Genomic DNA, 20,562 nt, shown 5'->3' with positions numbered 1-20,562 from the left:
ATGTGATGGACTCAAGCCAAATACTCCGCCATAATCTGCTCGATATCATACGGGGTCACGCCTTCATCGACCGCATAGATGGTATCGGCCTGCTCCTTCGTATCCACCAGTTCACCCCGGGCCTTGGCGTGCAGCATGAACAAGTCGTATAGATCCGGTTTGCGTAGCGTGGTCAGGGCTTTGCCCATCAGGACCATCCCTTTTTGATTTCCTTCGACATTATTGTAATAATCCGGGTGCCTAGTCAGCGCCAAATCGGTCCAGATGACTGTACGATCTACTAGATCCATAATGACGGGAATCGCGATCTGTGTATCTGCCGTGATATCAATCTTGTTCGCCACCGTGGACGGCTCGAAGATCTCGCCAGAACCCGGCTTCTTCCGCATCATCCAGCCTACAAAGCATTCCGGCAAATCGCAATATGGATGACTCGTGAAGGAAAGCAGACTCGCCACCACATAACGTCCGCCATAATCAACAATCGACGGAATATGCAGGTCAATGAACTCGCTCGCACCATGAGGGGCTGTCACAATATCTCCGCTGTGAGCGGCCCGGTATTTGGACGAACGCAGATTCGTATAGGAGATATGCTCCACATAGTTCCAGTTCTCATCGTACATCACCGCAGACAGATCAATATCTACACGCCCCGTTGCTTGACCGTTCACAGTCCCTTCCTTCCACCAGTTGAAGAAACGAATCGTATCTCCCTCCGCCATCGGCACACGGCTTCCCCGAACAATCGTATGAAGGGCCTTGCTCGCCGATCTTTGGGAAAAGGGAACCAGATAATCCTGGAGCTGTGGATCGACATACGTCTTCCCAAGCGAAGGAAGGGCAGCGAAACGCTGCACCAGCGCCTGTTCACACATCTGCACGACGGCACGACAAGTGTCATCGTCCATCTCGGGAAGCTGATTCGGAATGGCGAAAGCCTTCGCTACGTTGCCTTTCGGGAAAAATACACGCAGATCCTGCGGCTCATTACGCCGGGCAAAATGCTGCTTCACCTGCAACAAAACCGGGGTCGATACGTGCTCCAGAATTTCTCCGAACGCCAGCAATACATACTCCTTATCCGTGGTAGAGCGCAACAAATGATCCAATCTTCTCGCAAATTCACCAGGGCGCTGCTTCAACAGCTCAATCAAACTCCATACATTCTGGTATTGGAAGGCAAGCTCCACACTCCCGTTAAAGGTCGTAAACGGCTTGTTATTACGCAAAATATCAAAAGCTTCCTCGCATCGCGGGTACCGCAGCTTATATTCAGATGGATGCAGAATTTCGCCCAGACGAATCCAGCGCTCCTTGTAACGGAGCATATCTTCTGTAATCGAACCGCACTGCTCCAGAAGACCAAGCAGCAGGCGTCTCTCCCGCCGCTTGAATTTACGGAAAGGCGAAGCCAGAGCCAGGCTGACATCGCCATCCGACCAGGCCACAGCAAGACGAAGGACATCCGTTGCCGTTCTGAAATACGGGCCGATTCGGTCGATATTGGCTTTTTCATACGTTAATAACGAAGCTACCACGAACCCCACATTTTCCTTGAAAGGAATCTCGGCTGGCAGCAGCGCATCTACTTCATCCGGTTCCGCATGTTCAAGCACCGTATCGATATCTGCTTTGTCTGTCTCCGAGATGGAGCCCTTGGCTTCGATCAGTTGGCGCATGAGCGTCTGAAAGTCTGCTTTGTTGCCAAGGCCAATGACTTTTAGATTTATTTTATCCAGCAAAGGTACTCTTTCCACGGATTCATGATTCGGATATACCCAGGTCAGATAATGAAGGATGGCATTCAGGTAAAGCTCCACCTCATCTTCCTCCATCACCTGCGCCGGGAATCCAGGGTACATCGGTTTGTAGTCCACATGCGCGCCGACCATGGTTCTCAGATCAGCCACAACCTGGGCCACCAATGCTTCAAATGATTCCTTGGATAACATTCGCACGGCTTGCATCAACTCATCCGAGAAGGTGTATCCAAGTGTTTCTATATTTTTAAGGGCAGTCGCCAAATAAACCTTCGGCAGCTGATTCTCCCCTTGTTCTTGCTCGATCATGAGTTTGTTCGCTCTTCGCAAATAGATGGTATTGTTCATGATAAAAGAGTCCAGGAAAGCCATATCCCTAATAGCCTGGTCTGATGTAGAAGGAAGGAATATGATAGCCTGGACGCCTCCTCTCTGAATTGAGATCTTCAGGAGAGCGGCGACCCTAATTTCGCCAATGAGTTAGAAGGAAGGATCGCCATAGCCTGAAGGCCAAAGGTCCGAAGCTTGTGACCCGAACCTTTGATGAACCCATCATCTCAGATTCCACGATCTCCCAACAGGGCGAAAGTATTACGACTGGTTAAATCACGAAATAAATTATGTGTTTACAAGTTCCTGTTAGCTCGTTGCTGAACACCACCGTTAAGGGGGATTGCTCAGCTATGCGTCGAATAGATGGAAGAGAGAGATCTGTAACTAACGGACGTTCAGGAATCTAAAACACGATTAAAGGATGGATAAGAAGATGAAGGCAAAACTTCAAACCCTATATAACGATTATCTCAATATAAAGTGGAAAAGAGGGCTAACGCCTGTCCATTCGGAGCCTTTTGAATATGGCTTATATGAAGACGATAGCGCAGGCTTATTCCTTTCCGGTCATTCTGAAGAAACCTTTACGAACTGGATGAGTGAGCTCCGTCCAGAAGATCCATACTATGGCAGCAAACCAATGGGGAAGCCCGTTCTCGCTGAAGTTTTCAACCAATTGGATGTATACGACGAACTCGTTTTGTATTATCTGCTCTTTACCTTGAATACCACCATGTCCATTCATACGCATAACTCCTACAGCGCGATGAATGATTTTATGAAAAACTATAGCTTCTTTCAGCTTGCCCAACTGAATGGACTGTCCAGCTTAAAGGATGAACAGAAGCGTGAACTGAGAGACTTTTTCTTCTTTTTTATCTTTATACGCATCCGGTTAACGAGGAAACCCTTTACGCCTGTTCGTTTAGCGGGCAGGACCTTATACATACCAAAACCAATATCAAGCTGGAGCACTACTTCTCGGCGTTCCACGAATACTACATTGAAAATCAAGATAAATATGGAGAGCAAATCCTCATCTCCCCACATGAAATACAGGCTTGCAAACATCTTACATTGGAGCTGATACGAACCATCGAGGGTAAATCTCCCAAGCTAATCATGCCCATGGAAGAAGGATTAGAGGCTGTAGTCGAATTAATTAATAACGTGGATCAGATGCTGCATATGTACGCGAAAAATAAGACTTTGCTGTTTGATGTCATGAGGAACTTTCTCGCTACACCCCACACTAGCCCCTATCGGGATCATTGCTTCACGACGCTGCTTCAGAATTATGTTTCATATATCCTGTATTTTAACTTTGATGAGATTCATGCATTGGTGGATGATTTCAGAGACACGCCAGAATGGTGCGGGATCGTCATCAATAAAATCTTTACGGATGCTATCTTTACTCATAAGATTATGAGGACGAGCGCTATTGAGATTACAGATTATCCGGATGTCATGGAGTTCTTTAACGAGGAATCGAGAAAGTTTTATCTGTAATTCGGAATAAAAAAAGAGCTAAGCGCGGGTTTTAGCCGGCTTAGCTCTTTATCACACCTGCTATAGAGCAGGCTGCATATATCTCGTTACATCCGAACGACTGATTTCTCAGCCGTCAGCCCAAGCACCCGAGCGGTTGAAGCATGTACCTGGTTCAGTAGACTAAGATTGTCAACCAGTGATTCGCCATACGAAGGAACCATTTCCTTGATCTTCGGTTCCCAGGCATCCATGTGCTGCGGGAAGCACTTTTGGAGGATCTCCAGCATCACGTGAACCGCAGTTGAAGCCCCCGGTGAAGCTCCGAGCAGTGCCGCAATCGAGCCATCCGCCGCCGTGACTACCTCTGTGCCGAATTGAAGCGTTCCTTTGCCGCCTTGAGCCGTATCCTTAATCACCTGCACACGCTGGCCCGCCAGTACCATATCCCAATCCTCGCTCTTCGCATCCGGAACAAAGTCACGCAATTCGGCCATGCGTTGTTCTTTGGATAACATGAGTTGTTGGATCAGGTATTTGGTTAGTGAGATTTCTTTGACACCTGCCGCGAGCATCGTGAGCAAGTTGTGCAGCTTCACGGACGTAATTAGATCGGCATTGGAGCCCGTTTTTAAGAATTTTGGTGAGAATCCGGCAAACGGTCCGAATAGCAGCGACTTCTGATTTTCAATAAATCGGGTGTCCAAATGCGGAACAGACATTGGCGGAGCACCGACCGAAGCTTTTCCATATACTTTGGCATGATGCTGTTCCACGACTTTCGGATTTTTGCACACCATAAAGATGCCGCTAACCGGGAAGCCGCCGATATGTTTGCCTTCAGGAATGCCGGATTTTTGCAGCAAATGCAAGCTGCCGCCACCCGCACCGATAAATACAAATTTCGCCGTATGGCGTTTGACTGCACCACTGCCTAGATCTTTCACTGTTAATTCCCAAGATCCATTGCTGGTGCGTTTCATATTTTTCACGCTATGTTGGTAGTGGATATCCACGTTTTGGCTCTTTAAGTGTTCCATTAGCATACGCGTTAAAGCACCAAAGTTAACGTCCGTACCGGAGTCAATTTTGGTGGCTGCAATCGGTTCATTGCCCGTGCGGTTTTTCATCATCAGCGGAATCCATTCCGCCAGTTTTTTCTTATCATCCGAGAATTCCATGCCAACAAATAACGGATGTTTCGATAACGCTTCAAAGCGTCTTTTTAGAAACTGGACATTCTGCTCTCCATGCACATAACTTAAATGAGGGAGCGGCATAATGAAGTCCCGCGGATTACGAATCAGATTGCTTTTGACGAGATAGGACCAAAATTGCCTTGAGATTTGAAAATGCTCATTCACCTTAATCGCTTTGCTAATATCTACGGATCCGTCTGGTCGTTCAACGGTATAGTTAAGTTCGCACAATGCTGAATGCCCGGTTCCGGCATTATTCCATTCGTTGGAGCTTTCCTCCCCCGCACTGGCGAGCTTCTCAAAAACCTTAATATTCCAGTCTGGTGCCAATTGTTTAAGCAAAGTTCCCAAAGTTGCACTCATAATTCCGGCACCAATCAAGATAACATCTGTACTCGTTTGTCCCTGGCTCATGTCTACCGTCCTTATATCCTATATTTGCCAAAAGGATGTAAGCGTTATCGATTTGGCATTGCAGCAAGCCCCATTCTTGAATAGGCCCGCCCCTTCTCTGAATGATATAACCTTGATCTAGTGTATCAATAATATGGGTTAATTTAAATATGCAATTTGAAGATATTTGCTATTCCATCAGTATACGCTAGTTTATGTCAGATAGATAACCCGGTTATAGGGCTGAAAGATTAATTTGTTCATTAAAAAGAAAGGAGCCCGGTTCTAGTTGAACTTGAGTGATCAAATGGATGCACCAAAAGCCGCTTTGGAATCGCTTCGCAAGGCGGCTTTATATTTAAGAGTGACCCTTACCACCCACGGCGGCGTTTCCGGGAGTACTCAGAAGATCGAAATCAGTTCCTTCGTATACGGATGGCGTTCTTCAGCGAACAACGCATCTGCGCCAAAGCGGTCAACGATCCGACCTTCCCGCATGACGATGATGCGCTGGCTCATACGATGTACCGCAGCCAGATCATGCGAGATGAACACGTATGACAGACCAAGCGATGTCCGCAGATCGGTGAGCAACTGCAAAACTGCACCTTGCGAGATTACGTCCAGGCTGGCCGTCGGTTCATCCAGCACGACAACGTCTGGTTCAATCCCAATGGCACGTGCGATCGTGACGCGCTGACGCTGTCCACCACTTAACTCGTGCGGATATCTTCCAGCCAAATCGCTTGGCAGCTCGACAGCTTCAAGCAGCTTTTGGACGTAAGCATCCTTCGACGTGTAGGTAAAGTGGGACAGCTCGGCGTTCCGTCCAAGTTGTTCGTACGGATCGATTAGCGAATCGGCAATCTTGAGCTTCGGATTCAGGGCAGCCATCGGGTTCTGGAATACAATCTGAACCTTCCGCCGATGAGGTCGCAACCTTCCGCCGCTCAGCCGCGCGATATCCTGTCCGCCCAGTGTAATCGAGCCTGTATCTGCATCTTCGATTCTCAGCAGGCAGCGGGCGAGCGTACTCTTGCCACAGCCGCTCTCTCCAACCAGGCCAAGACATTCGCCGCGGTTCAGGGTGAAGGAAATATCATTCACAGCCGGTCGGTCTGCACCTGCATACGTTCGGCTGAGGTGTTCCACGTGAAGCACGGGCACGCCGGATTCTTCGGACTGCACGAGTCCACGGCGTTCATCATTTGCGGTTGTCTTCATTCCGTTCCTGCCTCCTTCAATCCCGAATTCAGCGAGCGGCTCAGGACGGGAGCCGCCTCGATCAGCTGACGCGTATATTCATGCTGGGGATGGTCGAGAATGCGATGCTTCCCGCCAGATTCGACGATCTGTCCTTCTTTCATGACAGCCAAACGGTTGGCATAGCGACGTACATGCCGCCAGTCATGCGTGATAAACAGAATGGCACAGCCCGTCTCCGCTTGCTTACTCGCCAGCAACTCCAACACGCGATGCCCGGATACACTGTCCAGCGCCGTCGTTGCCTCGTCTGCGATTAGCAGACGAGGGGAGAGCATCAGCGATGTGGCAATAGAAGCCCGCTGAAGCTGTCCACCGCTCAACTGGAACGGATAGCGGCGCAGCAATTCAGCGCCAAGGCCAACCGATTCCAATGCTTCCTCCGCCCGTTTCTTACGGATGGCAGAAGACTTCTCCCCATGAACCTTCTGATATTCATCAAAGTGCCCACCAATACTGCGAAATGGCGTAAATGCTCCCTGATAGTCTTGAAAAATATAGGAGATGCGGCTTCCCCGCAGGGCTCGCATCTCCTTTGGCTTCCGTTCGAGCAGATTGCTGCCCTCGAACATGACTCGCCCCGACGCATGCAGGTTGGGCGGTAGCAGACGACCAATGGCTTGCGAGAGCAAGCTTTTGCCGCTACCGCTCTGTCCAACGAGTGCCATGAATTCACCTTCGCGAACAGCCAGAGAGACTCGATCTACAATAGTGCGATCCCGGCTGGAGATGCTCAGTTCCTCAATGGAGAGAATCACGGCTGCACCTCCTTCTTCACATCGAACCGGTCTCGCAGATAGTCGCCCAGCATGTTGGCAAGTAGGACTACCGAGACAATAGCGAGACCCGGGTAGATCATCAGCTCCGGCCGAGACTGGAAGTAAGGCCGTGAGTCGTTCAGCATCGCTCCCCATTCAGGTGTTGGCGGTTGTGCGCCAAGGCCGATGTAAGACAGTGACGAGATGAGCAGAATGATTTTGCCCAGATCAAGACTGGCCAACACGAGCACATGGCCTGCGATATGTGGAAGCAGATGTTTTCTCATGATACGACCGTCGGATAGTCCGTTGGTGCGGGCAATGCGAATGTAATCCTTTTGTGACTCCGATAAAACCGTACTTCGAACGAGACGCGCATAACTAACCCACTTCACGATCACGATCGCCAACACCAGATTACCGATTCCAGCCCCTAGCAGGCCACTTAGCACGATGGCGACGATGGTATCAGGAAAGGCAAGAAAGGCGTCCGCAATCCGCATGAACAGCTTATCGACCCAGCCACGTTTGTAACCCGCGATCAAGCCAAACGGAATGCCGATTAACAGTGCAGCGCCAAGTGCCAGCAGGCTATAACCCAGCGTTTGGCCGCCGCCGAGCAGCAGACGTGTCAGTACATCGCGACCCAGGTGGTCCGTACCGAACGGATGGAGAGCACTAGCGCCCTGTAATCGTCCGCGCAGATCGGTTAAGGTGTGATCATGTTTCAGAACTACAAAGGCATATACGGAGGCCCCGATGACCAGCAGGGCAAATAGCAAACCAATAATCGCCTGCCAGCTATGTTTTTTAGATTTTGTAGTTGGAATGGGCAGGGGCATGGATTTCATCGGTGGGCCTCCTTTTCCTTCAGTTTCATTTCGGGATTCAAATAACGGTACGACAGATCTACCGCCGTATTCACGAGGAATACCACGATAGCCATGATGAGAATGTAACCCTGAATCAGTGGATAATCACGCTGGCGGATGGCGTCCACGACGAGCTTGCCGATGCCCGGATAAGCGAACAACACTTCAATCACGACAACTCCGCCAATCAGGCTGCCAAGACTGACACCGAATACCGTAATGACAGGCGGCAGACTGTGGCGAAACGCGTGTAGCATGAAGATCCGACCTTCGGATAACCCTCTTGCGCGGGCGGACCGAACAAACTCCTGACTTAGAGAATCTAGCAGGCTGGAGCGCAAAAGACGCACATAGACGCTGGAGATGGCAAGTCCCAGCGTCAGAGATGGCAGAATAAGCGAGATGAATCCATCGCGGCCCATGGTCGGCAGATTACCGAAGCGTACGCCGAACATGTCGATCAGGATCAACCCCAGCCAGAAGCTCGGCACCGCCGCACCCACAATGGAGAGCATCCGGCTGCCCCGGTCAATCCAACTTCCGCGATGGAGCGCTGATAGCGAGCCGAGCGGGATCGCTATCACGAGCATGACCAGCAGCGCGCCAATCGTCAGTTCAGCCGTAGCTGGCAGCGCACGCATCAGGGTCTGCATGACGGGCTGACCTGTCGAATACGATACGCCAAAGTCGAGCCGAACAAAATCGAGCAACCAGCTGCCGAACTGGACAGGAAGCGAATCGTTGAAGCCCATCTCCTCGCGTACAGCTTCGACCTGCTCCTGACTAACGGACAGTTCGTCTACGTTCAGAATCGTCAACACCGGGTCACCGGGAGCCAGACGAATGAATAGGAAACTTACAAACATAATGAACAGCAGAAAAATAAATACCTCAAGGAACTTCCGAAGCAAAATGCGAAACATTACATCACATCCAGCTTATTGGTAATCATGTAATACTCACTGCGGGTGGTAACCCAGTTCTTGATCTTCTTGCCGTTGTAGGCCACGATCGTACCTGGATGCAGCACGAATGAATTCAGTACGTTGTCATGCACGTAGTTGGCTGCCTTCTCGGCAAGCTCTGCGCGCTTCTCCGGTGCAACTGTGAGATTCAGTTCCTCGATGATCTTGGTCAGTTCCGGATCTTCCGATCCACTGAAGTTAAGGGCACCCTTCGGATGGTACGTCGCATTCAGGTAATATCCAGCATCGCCACGCGGGGCCGTCAAGTTACTGTACGTTGCAATATCCCAGTCGCGATTAGACGCCATATAATCTTCCGGTGTGTCAATCTGGCGAATCTGGACGTCGATACCAATTTTCTTCGCATCCGATTGGAACACTTGAGCGATCAGTGGCAGATCGGCACGAGACGAATACGTCAGTAGGGTTAGCTGCAACGGTTTACCTTCCTTGGTCATCACGCCGTTTTGCAGTGTATATCCCGCTTCGCCAAGATATTTTACAGCGACATCAGCTCCGGATTCCGTTGCTGTATCCGTATAGGTTGGCGCGAATGGCAACGATGGCAGGAACGGGCCGATGGCTGCTTCACCGTAGCCGAGCAGGATCGTGTCGACGATGCCCTGACGATCAATCAGCGCGTCCAGCGCACGGCGGACATTGAGGTCCTTCATACTCTCCCGCTGCATGTTCATGGTTAGCTGATGCACACGGAACGTCGATGTAGACTCAACCGTCATGCCGTCCATCGCTTTGAGCGATTCGAGGCTCTCGACTTCTGGACGGTATACGATATCTACCTGTCCAGATTTGAGTGCAAGTGTGCGTGCATTGGCATCTTCATTGAATGAGAACGTGATGGAATCCAGTGGCGATGCCCCGTCCCAGTATTCATCATATCGATCCAATTCCAGCTTGCTGCCTGGGGTAAAAGAAATCAGCTTGAACGGGCCCGTACCAATAGGCTTGTTCACAATGTCCGGCTCACTCACGTCAATAATCGCCGTGTTGGGGTTCACCAGTTCGGAAGCGAACTCCGGGAACGGCTGAGTTGTGGTAATCTCCAGCTTGTCGCCCTCGGCATCAATTGTATCGATCTTCAGCGCGTTCTGGATCGCTACATTCTCTTCCAGTGCCCGCTCAAGGGATGCTTTAACGGATTCACCCGTCATTGGCTTGCCGTTCTGGAAGGTCACATCATCTCGCAGGTCGATCGTCCAGTGCTGCCCGTCTTCGCTCTCCCAACTCTCAGCAAGCCATGGAGCAACCGTCAGATTCTCCTCGTCGAGACGAACCAACGTCTCCGTAATGCCCGCGCGCAGCGGCACATAACTAGAATCCACATGTGGATCTAGCGAACTGGTGGAAAAGTTATATAGGAAGTGAACATTTTTATTATCGGTAGATGGCTGCGCAGCGGGACTGGATTCAGATGATCCGCAGGCGCTCAACAGTCCAGCGCTCAAGGCCAAGGAGACCAGCGCTAACAGTGGCGTCTTTTTATTCAAGGTAATGCCCCTCTCTCTTAATCGTAATCATTATGATCTAAACAATGAGTATTATCATATCGTAACGATTACGTTTTAGCAAGAGTTATGTTGGTGTTGGAACGAGAAAAAATCCGACTCTCGGATGAGAGCGGATTCTTCATGTTTTTTGTTACATATGAGGGCTTTATTAGCGGGCATTTCCTTTAATATCCGGGATTGTTTACAGGTAGAACCATGCAAGATTCCTCGAAGAGTTATAGCCCTGTTTCGTAGTCTTCCAGCATATGTGACCAGTAACCTCGATGTACTTTAAGGATTAAACAAAATAGATTTTATGCGGAACATTTCAAATACAATTTTCGTTTGAGGACTAAAGAGGGGGAGTACGATGAGAAGATATTCACTTATCGTCTTAATGATTGCTACTGTTATGATCCTGATTCTTAGCAGCTGCCGTATTGAGCACAATCAAGTCAGAGTAAGTAAAGTACCGAAGGAATTACACACCTTCTATCCTGGCGATATTACACAGGTTGATTCTATTGAAATGATGAGTGGTGGTGATGGTACTAAAAAAACAAACACAGATCAGGTACTAATTCAGGAATGGATTGAAAAGGTACGCGATTTAGAAATCGTACTCGATCCGGACCAAGAAGATGCAACAGGGGTTTTGTACCATGTCACGATGTTTGAGCAGGGAAAAGAATTGCTGTACATGACACCTACCGATATGAATCATCAGCGAATGCAGCCACAATTGGAATTGGCTGACCGAATGTCGGAACTTTATGATGCCATAGAATAAGATAAGAGTGTTCTAATAGACTTTATTAAAATGACTACATGCTGAGAAGTTCGATATGAAATTATCCTTCGTAATCATCCTCTAGTGTAGGTATGAATGGGGAGAGAAACGGATCATCATTCTCCATTACTTTACCTCGAATTAAAGTGTAAACCTTAAACTGATTGAAGGATTCCGTATCATCACTATCTCTTACATAAAGAATTCCATAGGAACCCGGAGCTATTTCACCTACCTTTTTCAACACTTCGGCGGGATCATATTTTGATACAGGTTTGTGATTATCTAGGCCCGCTATCCATAGTTGAAAGTCACCATTAACTGCTCTCACGTCCAAAACACCTGTAGGCCAATTTAGCTCTTCTACATATTCCCGCAGACGTTGAATAACTAAACCATATTGATACTCATCTTCTTCAAACGACGCACATTCTCTAATGGTTGCCCAGCCATGATATTCGTACATTACCTTCCACAGCTCCTTTATCCGTAAACTATGTAGACAGTGCTTCAAAACTATTTATCTTCTATAGTCGCTACCAACCTCAGAATATATACAGGATTGTACCTTCACTAATAAATGCGCGAGGTAAAATATCTTGTACATTCTCAATTCTACCCGTCATATAATCTAACTCACTCCCGTTTAAATGTTCCTTTGCCCACCCCCTTAATCGTTTTAACTCAACTAAAGCAGCTTCTAATTGGTGAAAATATATTTTAGATCCATCCCGAATTAGAGCTATTCCTAATTCATGTATTGCTGCCTCCCAGTACTCATCGTAAAATTCCTGAGTAGCAATATTCTCACTGAGTGTAAGCTCACAATTCCGATCTTCTATATCCCCGTTATATCTGTATAGACCTACGGACATTAGTATCCCCCCAGTTTGATCAACATGACCCTATTCGATGTCGCCAATATCTTGTACTGAAATATTTAAATGTCTCCAATACTTAAGAGGATAAGTTGAACTACCTACAACCATTTCGCCTTGTCTTATGATGAAACTCCCGCCTCGTTCGAAGAGTTTTATCATCGGTTCGTAGAGGTCGATGTATTGAATTGCTTCATCAACTCCTTGATCTGCTAATTCGGAGACTTCTAAATAACCGTAGCAAACCACCTTCACATAAGGATTTCCTAGCGTGTCCAGTTTTGAACAAACTCGATATACTTTTTCATCTATAGCTTTTCCAAGAATTTTAGCAAAACTAAATAGGGGATATTGATCTATTGAAGCATCCATCTCATTTAGTAATTGATTAACGCGTCTCAGATATTCTTTAATCAGAACATGAGAAGATTCTAGTGAACTATTTTCGGTATCCTCAAATGAAATAAACGACAAACGTTCAATAGCTTTGGTTAGTAGATGCCCCATGCGTTGCTCTCCTCTTGATTGACTATTAAACCTATTTAGAGTTAATTCAAAGGTAAAGACTAAATAACGCAGCCCTAGCAACTGCGTTATCGTTTGAAATTATGTTCCTTGATCTCAATCAGTCGTATTCAATATACACGCTGCAACCGTTCGTTTTGGCTAATTCTAAAAACGTTGATATCTGATGTGCTACTTCTGGGAGAGTAGGAACAATATTCTTAACATTCTCTATTTGCTCATCAGTTACTTTACTCACATTGAAGGATTTAAATAAATGAATAGCTGAATCAAGGTCCTGTATTTCCCATGGACTTTCCTCATACCAACTTTCATGAGCATAGTATTCTTGTAGAATACCATTGTCGGTAGACTCATACTGACACATAAGATCCAATAATGTCTCAAAATATCCATTCCACATTTTTAGGATATTTTTCTCTGTAGAGTTTTCAAATAACATTAGGATTATAGGATATCCTTCGTATCCATCATAGTAAGTATCGTTGACTTTTGCTTCTATCATAGCTCAACTCTCCAACGCTTAAATGCCAATGGCTAAATAATAGGCAACCCTATATGTCCAGTAAAGTTTCCATCCAGTAAATCACAAGGGCTTTAATTTAAGGACTGTAGAACTGCTGTGAACGGAGGATGCCCCGTTTCTTGGTTTTGTAACAAACTTGGTTTACGAAATCTTAGACTCGTCTGCAGTTCAATTACAGGTGCTTCAGTCCTGACTTCTTTAAGCAAAACTTTTATCCAAAGGGGGCACAAGGGTACTCTACAACCTAACATCTTAATAACAGAATCAATATCGAACTCGCGTCCATCTAAATTATTCGAATTTAACATTCCCCGGTAAAGATATTCGTCCGTAGAATTTATAGATTTACCCAACTCCTCAATCGGAGTGATTATGAATTTACTGTTTTCACCTAGCAATTCGTTATGATAGGTGGATAATTCATCTACAGTTTTTAATAAGTATTCCTTAAAAGAATGTAAGTCCATATATGTTATCAACATGCCTACTCCGTTAATTTAAATTCAGTACTTGTCTTTAAGATATAATTTAAAATTCATTCTCCCACGGTAGCTTCTAACCATTTTGCTGCATCTTGACCTAGAAGTACTGTTGGGTTGTCAGGAGTGCCGACATTAATGCTATGGAAATTCACTTCAGTTATTCCTTTAATATTTTTCAAAGTTGCTCCATAGAATGAAACTCCTTCAAACCTCGACTCGCTTATATCTATATTTATTAATGAAGCGTTACTAAAGTCAGTTAGAGAGAAGCTACTTGCCGACAAATTACAATCTATAATTGTAGCCCTTTTAAAACCAGCCTCCCAAAAATCATCTCTAGCAAATCTTACACCATTCAAAGTTGCATTAGAAAATTCAGTATAAGACAAGTCCGACTTATAAAAATCACAATTCACTAACTCTGCGTCGTTATAAGTTGACGAACTCAAAATTGAGGCATGGAAATCCATGTTGTTCAGACTAAGATTATCAAAATTACAGCTAGTCATATACGATTGTTCCAAACACACACCAATTAACTCATAATGTTGAAAATCAACTTCCTGTAATCGTAGCTTCTCACCTTCTTGACCACTAGTCTCTACCCACTTTTTGTGAAGCTCAAATTTATGATCTAAATTTTGTTCCATGTGCATTTCATCCTCTATGTTAGGTATTAATGGGGAGAGAAACGGATCATCATTCTCTATTACTTTACCTCGGATTAAAGTGTAGACCTTAAACTGATTGAAGTATTCCGTATCATCACTATCTCTTACATAAAGAATTCCATAGGAGCTCGGAGCTATTTCACCTACCTTTTTCAGCACTTCGGTGGGATCATACTTTGACACAGGTTTGTGATTACCCAGGCCCGCTATCCATAGTTAAAAGTCACCATTAACTGCTCTCAAGTCCAAAACACCTGTAGGCCAATTTAGCTCATATACATATTCCCGCAGATGTTGGATAACTAAACCATATTGATACTCATCTTCTTCAAACGAGGCACTCTCTCTAATGGTTGTCCATCCATGATATTCGTACATTACTTTTCACAGCTCCTTCATCCGTAAACTATGTAGACAGTGCTTCAAAACTATTTATCTTCTATAGTCGCGTGGAATGGAGCATGCTCGGCTTCAAAATTTTTCAGCAAAGTAGGTTCTCTATGTGGTCAATCGCTTTACATAGGTTAACTTTTCCTGAAGTATTTGAATATTTTTACTCTTCAGTATGTCAGGATTCAATTCAGTAACAAAATCCAGAAACTGATGTGCATTTTTCATAATTTCTTCTGTAAAGGAAGCCGAACTTACATTAACACCATTCCAATTTGAGTATCTAAATTCCTCATTTGGTTCAGTAATAAATAAGTCCAGAATAACTTCCCGATCAATATCTTCTACTAAACTAACTTGTAGTTCCACTCCCTGCCGTTTAAACTCCAGCCACAAATTAGCGCTATCAGGAATTCGATAAGCAACATATTGATGTATTCTAATCTTCTGGACTATAGTCAGTAAGTCCACAAACCATCTAATAAGTCTTTCATTACCAAATGGACAATCGTCAAAGAACATACCGTACTTACTTCCGTTAAAGTCCAATTCAATAATTCCCTCGATATCTTGTTTCGTTAGATCAAACTGCTTTGCAGACATTTGTTTAATTTCATCAAAGTTATCAATTGCTTTAAATGAAATAGTGAACATATTTGAACACCCCTAATCTATTAAATCACTAATTTTATATATATGTGTACCATAAACGGAATCAACATTATCATTTCTAATGAAAACTTTAATCTGTTCATCAAATACAGTAACAGTATGCAAACCATCCTTTATTCCCTGTTGTTTCAACTGATTAACGGCCTCTGTAGACGCATCAGTTATTTTATTATCAGACCACTCTTTATTAAAGAAAGACTTTCTACTTAGCATTTCATTGATTTGTTCATCGGACATTTTCTTTTGGAGATATGGAAGTTGTTGCTTCGTACTATTAACAGAATGTCTATTAATAACATGGTCAATCAAATTTTGGCTCAACTGAGCTCTCTGCTCTGTGGCTTTTGGAGTTGCCTCTAGTGCATTTTTTTCTATACTCCTATTCTTCGCCTCAATATTCTGCTTAATCTTCGCCACAGCAGGATTAGAAGATGGCAATCGATAAGGCCCTTTACTGCCCGGCATACTCCCACGAACCATCTGAATGGCCATGAATATCTGACTAAACTTCAGAGAGGTCACCATCATCTGAGCATATTTATCTGATACAGGCTCTCCTGTCGTAGGATGAATGCCCATCTCAAACGCCTTGATCTGTAAAGCAAAAATATCTTCCCCAGGCGGTTCAACGTTCACAGCTTGCATACGATTGAAATTTAGATCTCCCCGATCCTTCTCATAAGCCTGAAGGGCAGCCTGATCCGCATCACCATTCTCGTTGACAGGCATCCATACCCACTTACCAAACATATTGACTTGCGCCATCCGATAGCCCTTATCACCCGAATTTGAATCACCTGATGATTTGGTCATCATAACTGCGGCACCGATTGCTCCAAACGCACCACCCAGACATCCCTTCTGAGCATCTGCATCTTGGAAACGCGTGGCGATATCCTTCAATTCCTTCGATGTATTGACCATACTCTCCAGCGCTTTATCCAGTATAGGTCGTGACTGCTCGAACTCATAGTAAAATCGCTCCTGCGTCGCGCCCATCCACATCATCTGAACGAACATGATCTGTCTCGTCAGATCATTTCGTATACTCTCCAACTGTTGTCTGGCTTGATCCACCTGATTCGATACGTGATGTAGTTGTTCAGGGGTAACTTTGATTGTACTCATACGTTTCTCCGCTCATTCGAAATAGGATTATCCAATGTTAGCAGAAGTGTAATATGTAAACTATCCGGCTAACATCCTGATTTCACCATGGTAAGACACAAGCTGTGCTCCTCATCGGTGCTATGGTCCTATATGCATATACCCACTTCAAGGCATATCCTACCAGTTTCAGTAAACACCTCCCTACTTCATTTCCTCCAACATCATCCTATACCGCCCGATCTGCTCCCCTGTGGCCTCTTCCCGCAATGATTCCAACAATGCCGTGCACCTTATAAAATACCGATCCATCTCAAGCTTATACGCTAACCGAATCGCCTGCAAAATGAACTCCACGGCCTCCTGCGGTCTTTCCATCCACCGTTCATACAAAGCCCGCTGATAACAGTAATGGTACATATCGACGTTGTTTGAAGAATCCATTCCTCTCCCCACACCCTGAACCTGATTCGCAAACATATGTAAAACCCGATCAATCTGCCACCTATGCCGCACTGCTGCTTCCGTAATCACTTTCAGACCTGCCAACCATTCGTCTGGATGCTCTACCAGAAAATTCACAAACTCCTCCAGCAGTTGCACCTGCCCGTCTTCAATCTCAAGAGCATACCGATTCACCTGTGCACGATGCCTAAACTCCTGCACTACCTGCATTCCCGCCCCATCCAACTCTTCCATCCACCCCAGCTCTGCATACTGATCGATACAAGCTCGTGCCTGATCTACCTGTCCCATCTTCTGGTGAGCCATACCCCGCATCTGGAGGCTGAACCCGTGATAATAGATCAACGGATGCTCAGTATGGATGTACGGTAAAGGTAATCCCTTGGTACGGTGCTCCTGTCGCTCTTCATGAATGCACTGCACACATTGATACAACATGTCCGCCCTCTCCATCACCTTATTCCAATTTTCAAAAGCCACAGCCATATCCAACATTTCAACAATGATGTCCGGTTTGAGTGATTTTAGGATAGATTTTCGCACAGAGAAGCCCTCCTTTGATAGTATAGGCGAACAGAACTTCTAATTACTCCTGTGAAGTAATGATATTCGTTTATTATACTACTTAAAATGCGTAAATAACACCATTATTGCTATATATTTTAACCTGACTTTTATGACTCATCTTATCTAAGCTTATGTATGAGGTGATTTAAATGTCAGAGTTACGCCAATTAATAGGTACACGAATTAGAGCAATGCGAAATGCCAAAGGACTTACTCAACAAAAGCTGGCTGATATTGCCGGGTTAGATTATAGATATATCGGAGCATTAGAAAGAGGCGAAAGAAACTTTTCCATTGATACTCTAGAAAAAGTACTACTCGCCTTAAATCTAGAACTTTATGAGTTAATGTACTCCGTTGAGGAGATTCATGATCTAAAAAAACACCAACTTGAGGCAGTTGATGAATACTTAGGTTTGTTAGATTCATTAACAGATGAACAAATTAATATTATGAGAAAAATAGTCAAAGAGGTTTTTCAAGCATATCAAACTAATCAACAAACTTAACAAACTCTTAGAGGTGATTTCAGTTGGAATTATCCGAACTTTTTGTTCGTATGCTTCTTGTTTTCTTTCCAGGAATTATAGCTGCTAAAATTGTCGACATGCTTACTGATCATGAAAGAAAGGACATTTGGGCGTTTTTTTTAAATGCTTTTGTTTTGGGTATGGGCGCCTATTTTACAAGATATCTTATTATTGTGCTCATAAATTTAATTCCTAGATTCAATTACAAAGTATATTTTTTAAATTTCCTTACTGATTCAAAACTACCAATTGTCTGGATTGAAATTGTTTGGACTACAGTAACAGCAATTTTTCTTGGTTTTATAGTAACTTTTGTTATAACACATCGCTTAGTTTATGGAATTGCCAGAAGCCTTAAGATTTCAAAAAAATTTGCTGAAGAAGATGTCTGGGGCTACGTATTTAATAACGACAGCATAAGATGGGTAACTTTACGTGATTTTGAAAAAAAACTAATATACGAGGGGTGGGTTGAGGCGTTCTCACAAGTACATGTAAACAGTGAATTGTTTATTAGAGATGTTACAGTGTATGACATGGAGAACGTGAATTCATTTTATAATGTCGATGCTATGTATGTAAGTAGAAATCATGATAATATCACTATAGAGTTTCGAACAATACAGTAGGATGGGGATAAAAGCATGTCAGATAAAAACGAATCTTCCAAACCCTTGAAATGGCAGCCTATTGAAAAAGGTGGAATTAATAAAAAACCTCCGATCAACACAAAACCACAAGGACCTCCTCCAACGCTAAAGAAAACAGATAAGTAACATTGTCAAAAAGCTTATCAGCTCCTGATAAGCTTTTTTATTATTTAGATGCATTTAAAGATCTTAACAAATTAATCCTTTTTCAATATCTTCTAGACATAACAAATCATTATGATACCTTGTGATCGTACTGACCATTAATGATTCCCGATTTCTAGGTTTCCATACTTCCTTATTTTTGTGGTTATAAAATAAAGAAAGATCGTGTATCGTACCTAATAATGACAAGTGTGCTTCCCGATAATTTTGAATTTTTGTAGATGTAAATTTCATGTCAGTTAATAGCATAAAAAGTTCATTTATCCTAGGACTCAGGTTTGTTACAATATCAAAAAATTCATCATCATTAATAATTTTATTTCTAAATTCATTGAAAGAATGTACCATAGATTGAGCTAAATTTATCATTTCAAATCTAATACTTTTTAACTGTGAGCATGCTTCCTCATCACTTATACTATCTTCATTCATAATTCCCTTTAACACAGAGTAAAAAGAATTGCTACTGAAGTGGATATTTTTCAATATAATATCACTCTCATTTTTTATTTTATACCACCACTCTTTATCTTGGTTTTCGTCCACCCATGTCCCTATACCAAAAAAATTAGATTTAACAATGTCCTCTTCGCAAAAACCAAAGTATACCCATATAATATTGGTTGCTTGCCCAGCGTAACGTAGCTTCTGTATTTCATTTTTATATATGTTAGCATATTTTAAGATTTCACTTATTTTTAAAATTATATCTGCTATCTCTGTAACTTCCAGCACGGACTTAAGTATGACTTTAACATCGTATCTCTTAGCCAGATTATTATGGACAGGATTAACAGAGCATATCGTAAAATCTTCGTCCTCAAGGTAGTACTCATCTACTTTGTATGGAACATAATCTTCAACTTTAAAATAAACAGTACCTACTATATTTGATCTAAAAATTGAATCTTGAGGATAATTCGGATTCTTAAGAGAGTGAATTTCAAGAGATCTTTTCACCCATAGTTGTAGATCTTGAAGTGATAATAGCCCCTTTTTATATAGATGTTTATCTATTAGTGCATTACATAAAATATTTGTAAAAACACTTCCAATACTGTCTCCATATGAAACTTGATAAGCATTACTAGATGTAAGAACTGCACATCCCATTCCATTAAATTTATCTAAAGCATCGTTTATATCCACTTGTTCAGATAATTCAATATTAAAATTACCAGAATAACAGCAGTCTAAGAATAAGATTTTATTCTTTGCTTTAGATTTATTTAAATATTCAATTATTCTTTGAGTCTCAATGTAATCATCACTTACTACCAAATAATGTGGATTTGTTGAAGTTCCATGTCCCGAGAAATAAAAAATAGCCGTGTCTTCAATATTCAGTTCCTCATTGAATAAGAGAAATTTATCCCAGAATTCTTCACCAGTTACTAAGCCATCTGTTGAAGTTCCTAAATGTACTATATTTCTTTTTTCAACATGGATACCCTGTTGCAGGGAGGTGGAGAAATTTTTCATATCTATTTGGCAAAAAGGGAGACTCTCTACCTCTAGTGGTGTATAATCACCTACTCCCACCAAAAACGCTTTTATACATGTCACCTGCTCATCCTCCTTTTTGTTATTTCGTTATAT

At 43.8% G+C, this 20,562-nt stretch carries 22 protein-coding genes and 1 pseudogene; 6 read left to right on the top strand and 17 right to left on the bottom strand.

The genetic code is table 11. From position 1 onward, the window contains the following. Positions 1 to 11 precede the first annotated feature (11 nt). A complete protein-coding gene (locus HW560_RS06050) occupies positions 12 to 2,111 on the bottom strand; it encodes a TerD family protein (RefSeq protein WP_179262369.1) in 2,100 nt (699 codons plus the stop codon). 418 nt (positions 2,112 to 2,529) lie between these two features. Between HW560_RS06050 and HW560_RS33685 the strand changes: the two genes are divergently transcribed. Together HW560_RS33685 and HW560_RS33680 are read left to right on the top strand one after the other, a co-directional pair. Continuing rightward, a complete protein-coding gene (locus tag HW560_RS33685) occupies positions 2,530 to 3,183 on the top strand; it encodes a hypothetical protein (protein WP_257031760.1) in 654 nt (217 codons plus the stop codon). Positions 3,184 to 3,224: 41 nt separating this feature from the next. After that, entirely contained in the window at positions 3,225 to 3,608 is a 384-nt protein-coding gene (locus HW560_RS33680; RefSeq protein ID WP_257031759.1) for a hypothetical protein, read from the top strand. Between the two features lie 86 nt (positions 3,609 to 3,694). Here the strand turns inward: HW560_RS33680 and HW560_RS06040 are convergent, their stop codons facing one another. The 6 genes from HW560_RS06040 to nikA form a co-directional block, all read right to left on the bottom strand. Beyond that, complete coding sequence (locus HW560_RS06040; RefSeq protein ID WP_179262367.1) at positions 3,695 to 5,200, bottom strand: malate:quinone oxidoreductase; 1,506 nt, start codon at positions 5,198 to 5,200, stop codon at positions 3,695 to 3,697. A gap of 381 nt (positions 5,201 to 5,581) precedes the next feature. Then, positions 5,582 to 6,403 (bottom strand): ABC transporter ATP-binding protein, encoded by an 822-nt coding sequence (locus HW560_RS06035; protein WP_257031758.1) that lies wholly within the window; start codon positions 6,401 to 6,403, stop codon positions 5,582 to 5,584. Next, on the bottom strand, positions 6,400 to 7,200 hold the full coding sequence (locus tag HW560_RS06030) for an ABC transporter ATP-binding protein (RefSeq protein WP_179262365.1): 801 nt from the start codon (positions 7,198 to 7,200) through the stop codon (positions 6,400 to 6,402). The genes HW560_RS06035 and HW560_RS06030 overlap by 4 nt, the downstream gene beginning before the upstream one ends. Continuing rightward, a complete protein-coding gene (nikC, locus tag HW560_RS06025) occupies positions 7,197 to 8,051 on the bottom strand; it encodes a nickel transporter permease (protein ID WP_110000419.1) in 855 nt (284 codons plus the stop codon). The genes HW560_RS06030 and nikC overlap by 4 nt, the downstream gene beginning before the upstream one ends. Continuing rightward, complete coding sequence (nikB, locus tag HW560_RS06020; protein ID WP_090902805.1) at positions 8,048 to 8,995, bottom strand: nickel ABC transporter permease; 948 nt, start codon at positions 8,993 to 8,995, stop codon at positions 8,048 to 8,050. The genes nikC and nikB overlap by 4 nt, the downstream gene beginning before the upstream one ends. Next, positions 8,995 to 10,545, bottom strand: coding sequence for a nickel ABC transporter substrate-binding protein (nikA, locus tag HW560_RS06015; protein ID WP_179262363.1), 1,551 nt, complete (start codon positions 10,543 to 10,545; stop codon positions 8,995 to 8,997). Before nikA ends, nikB begins: the two co-directional genes overlap by 1 nt. 370 nt (positions 10,546 to 10,915) lie before the next feature. Here nikA and HW560_RS06010 point away from each other — a divergent pair, with 370 nt between their 5' ends. After that, a complete protein-coding gene (locus HW560_RS06010) occupies positions 10,916 to 11,335 on the top strand; it encodes a hypothetical protein (RefSeq protein ID WP_179262361.1) in 420 nt (139 codons plus the stop codon). Between the two features lie 61 nt (positions 11,336 to 11,396). On the opposite strand, the gene HW560_RS06005 is transcribed toward HW560_RS06010, so the two are convergent. From HW560_RS06005 to HW560_RS05965, 9 genes and pseudogenes are all read right to left on the bottom strand, one after another. Next, a complete protein-coding gene (locus HW560_RS06005; RefSeq protein WP_179262359.1) occupies positions 11,397 to 11,801 on the bottom strand; it encodes an Imm7 family immunity protein in 405 nt (134 codons plus the stop codon). Between the two features lie 79 nt (positions 11,802 to 11,880). Then, positions 11,881 to 12,210, bottom strand: a complete 330-nt coding sequence (locus HW560_RS06000; protein WP_179262357.1) for a hypothetical protein — start codon at positions 12,208 to 12,210, stop codon at positions 11,881 to 11,883. Positions 12,211 to 12,240: 30 nt separating this feature from the next. Continuing rightward, positions 12,241 to 12,720: a hypothetical protein gene (locus HW560_RS05995; RefSeq protein WP_179262355.1), complete on the bottom strand. Its 480-nt coding sequence runs from the start codon at positions 12,718 to 12,720 to the stop codon at positions 12,241 to 12,243. A gap of 118 nt (positions 12,721 to 12,838) precedes the next feature. Next, a complete protein-coding gene (locus HW560_RS05990) occupies positions 12,839 to 13,243 on the bottom strand; it encodes a hypothetical protein (RefSeq protein WP_179262353.1) in 405 nt (134 codons plus the stop codon). A 556-nt stretch (positions 13,244 to 13,799) separates the two neighbouring features. Then, complete coding sequence (locus tag HW560_RS05985; protein WP_179265744.1) at positions 13,800 to 14,396, bottom strand: pentapeptide repeat-containing protein; 597 nt, start codon at positions 14,394 to 14,396, stop codon at positions 13,800 to 13,802. 21 nt (positions 14,397 to 14,417) lie between these two features. Beyond that, a pseudogene (locus HW560_RS05980) lies at positions 14,418 to 14,795 on the bottom strand (Imm7 family immunity protein); the annotation flags it as partial. A gap of 120 nt (positions 14,796 to 14,915) precedes the next feature. Beyond that, positions 14,916 to 15,461 (bottom strand): hypothetical protein, encoded by a 546-nt coding sequence (locus tag HW560_RS05975; protein WP_179262351.1) that lies wholly within the window; start codon positions 15,459 to 15,461, stop codon positions 14,916 to 14,918. Positions 15,462 to 15,473: 12 nt separating this feature from the next. Beyond that, positions 15,474 to 16,607, bottom strand: a complete 1,134-nt coding sequence (locus HW560_RS05970) for a WXG100 family type VII secretion target (protein WP_179262349.1) — start codon at positions 16,605 to 16,607, stop codon at positions 15,474 to 15,476. 183 nt (positions 16,608 to 16,790) lie between these two features. Next, positions 16,791 to 17,594, bottom strand: a complete 804-nt coding sequence (locus HW560_RS05965) for a DNA-binding protein (protein WP_179262347.1) — start codon at positions 17,592 to 17,594, stop codon at positions 16,791 to 16,793. Positions 17,595 to 17,767: 173 nt separating this feature from the next. Between HW560_RS05965 and HW560_RS05960 the strand changes: the two genes are divergently transcribed. Genes HW560_RS05960 through HW560_RS33675 form a run of 3 tightly spaced genes read left to right on the top strand, consistent with a single transcriptional unit; the run spans position 17,768 to position 18,924 of the window. Then, a complete protein-coding gene (locus tag HW560_RS05960) occupies positions 17,768 to 18,127 on the top strand; it encodes a helix-turn-helix domain-containing protein (RefSeq protein ID WP_179262345.1) in 360 nt (119 codons plus the stop codon). 23 nt (positions 18,128 to 18,150) lie between these two features. Further along, positions 18,151 to 18,777 (top strand): DUF6338 family protein, encoded by a 627-nt coding sequence (locus HW560_RS05955; RefSeq protein ID WP_179262343.1) that lies wholly within the window; start codon positions 18,151 to 18,153, stop codon positions 18,775 to 18,777. A 15-nt stretch (positions 18,778 to 18,792) separates the two neighbouring features. Continuing rightward, a complete protein-coding gene (locus HW560_RS33675) occupies positions 18,793 to 18,924 on the top strand; it encodes a hypothetical protein (RefSeq protein WP_257031756.1) in 132 nt (43 codons plus the stop codon). 63 nt (positions 18,925 to 18,987) lie between these two features. Here the strand turns inward: HW560_RS33675 and HW560_RS05950 are convergent, their stop codons facing one another. Then, positions 18,988 to 20,529, bottom strand: coding sequence for a caspase family protein (locus HW560_RS05950; RefSeq protein WP_179262341.1), 1,542 nt, complete (start codon positions 20,527 to 20,529; stop codon positions 18,988 to 18,990). Between the last annotated feature and the right edge of the window lie 33 nt (positions 20,530 to 20,562).

It is taken from the genome of Paenibacillus sp. E222 (assembly GCF_013401555.1).
Classification (GTDB): Bacteria; Bacillota; Bacilli; order Paenibacillales; family Paenibacillaceae; genus Paenibacillus.
This window is presented reverse-complemented; position numbering and strand designations above follow the sequence as displayed.

What these genes read in the sequence shown, in the direction of transcription:
- nikC (WP_110000419.1), bottom strand. Translation starts at nt 8,051, where the DNA reads ATGAAATCCATGCCCCTGCCCATTCCAACTACAAAATCTAAAAAACAT.
- nikB (WP_090902805.1), bottom strand. Translation starts at nt 8,995, where the DNA reads ATGTTTCGCATTTTGCTTCGGAAGTTCCTTGAGGTATTTATTTTTCTG.
- HW560_RS05960 (WP_179262345.1), top strand. Translation starts at nt 17,768, where the DNA reads ATGTCAGAGTTACGCCAATTAATAGGTACACGAATTAGAGCAATGCGA.
- HW560_RS06005 (WP_179262359.1), bottom strand. Translation starts at nt 11,801, where the DNA reads ATGTACGAATATCATGGCTGGGCAACCATTAGAGAATGTGCGTCGTTT.
- HW560_RS05995 (WP_179262355.1), bottom strand. Translation starts at nt 12,720, where the DNA reads ATGGGGCATCTACTAACCAAAGCTATTGAACGTTTGTCGTTTATTTCA.
- HW560_RS33680 (WP_257031759.1), top strand. Translation starts at nt 3,225, where the DNA reads ATGGAAGAAGGATTAGAGGCTGTAGTCGAATTAATTAATAACGTGGAT.
- HW560_RS06000 (WP_179262357.1), bottom strand. Translation starts at nt 12,210, where the DNA reads ATGTCCGTAGGTCTATACAGATATAACGGGGATATAGAAGATCGGAAT.
- HW560_RS05985 (WP_179265744.1), bottom strand. Translation starts at nt 14,396, where the DNA reads ATGGAACAAAATTTAGATCATAAATTTGAGCTTCACAAAAAGTGGGTA.
- HW560_RS06010 (WP_179262361.1), top strand. Translation starts at nt 10,916, where the DNA reads ATGAGAAGATATTCACTTATCGTCTTAATGATTGCTACTGTTATGATC.
- HW560_RS05975 (WP_179262351.1), bottom strand. Translation starts at nt 15,461, where the DNA reads ATGTTCACTATTTCATTTAAAGCAATTGATAACTTTGATGAAATTAAA.
- HW560_RS06035 (WP_257031758.1), bottom strand. Translation starts at nt 6,403, where the DNA reads ATGAAGACAACCGCAAATGATGAACGCCGTGGACTCGTGCAGTCCGAA.
- HW560_RS06040 (WP_179262367.1), bottom strand. Translation starts at nt 5,200, where the DNA reads ATGAGCCAGGGACAAACGAGTACAGATGTTATCTTGATTGGTGCCGGA.
- HW560_RS05990 (WP_179262353.1), bottom strand. Translation starts at nt 13,243, where the DNA reads ATGATAGAAGCAAAAGTCAACGATACTTACTATGATGGATACGAAGGA.
- HW560_RS06050 (WP_179262369.1), bottom strand. Translation starts at nt 2,111, where the DNA reads ATGAACAATACCATCTATTTGCGAAGAGCGAACAAACTCATGATCGAG.
- HW560_RS33675 (WP_257031756.1), top strand. Translation starts at nt 18,793, where the DNA reads ATGTCAGATAAAAACGAATCTTCCAAACCCTTGAAATGGCAGCCTATT.
- HW560_RS05970 (WP_179262349.1), bottom strand. Translation starts at nt 16,607, where the DNA reads ATGAGTACAATCAAAGTTACCCCTGAACAACTACATCACGTATCGAAT.
- HW560_RS33685 (WP_257031760.1), top strand. Translation starts at nt 2,530, where the DNA reads ATGAAGGCAAAACTTCAAACCCTATATAACGATTATCTCAATATAAAG.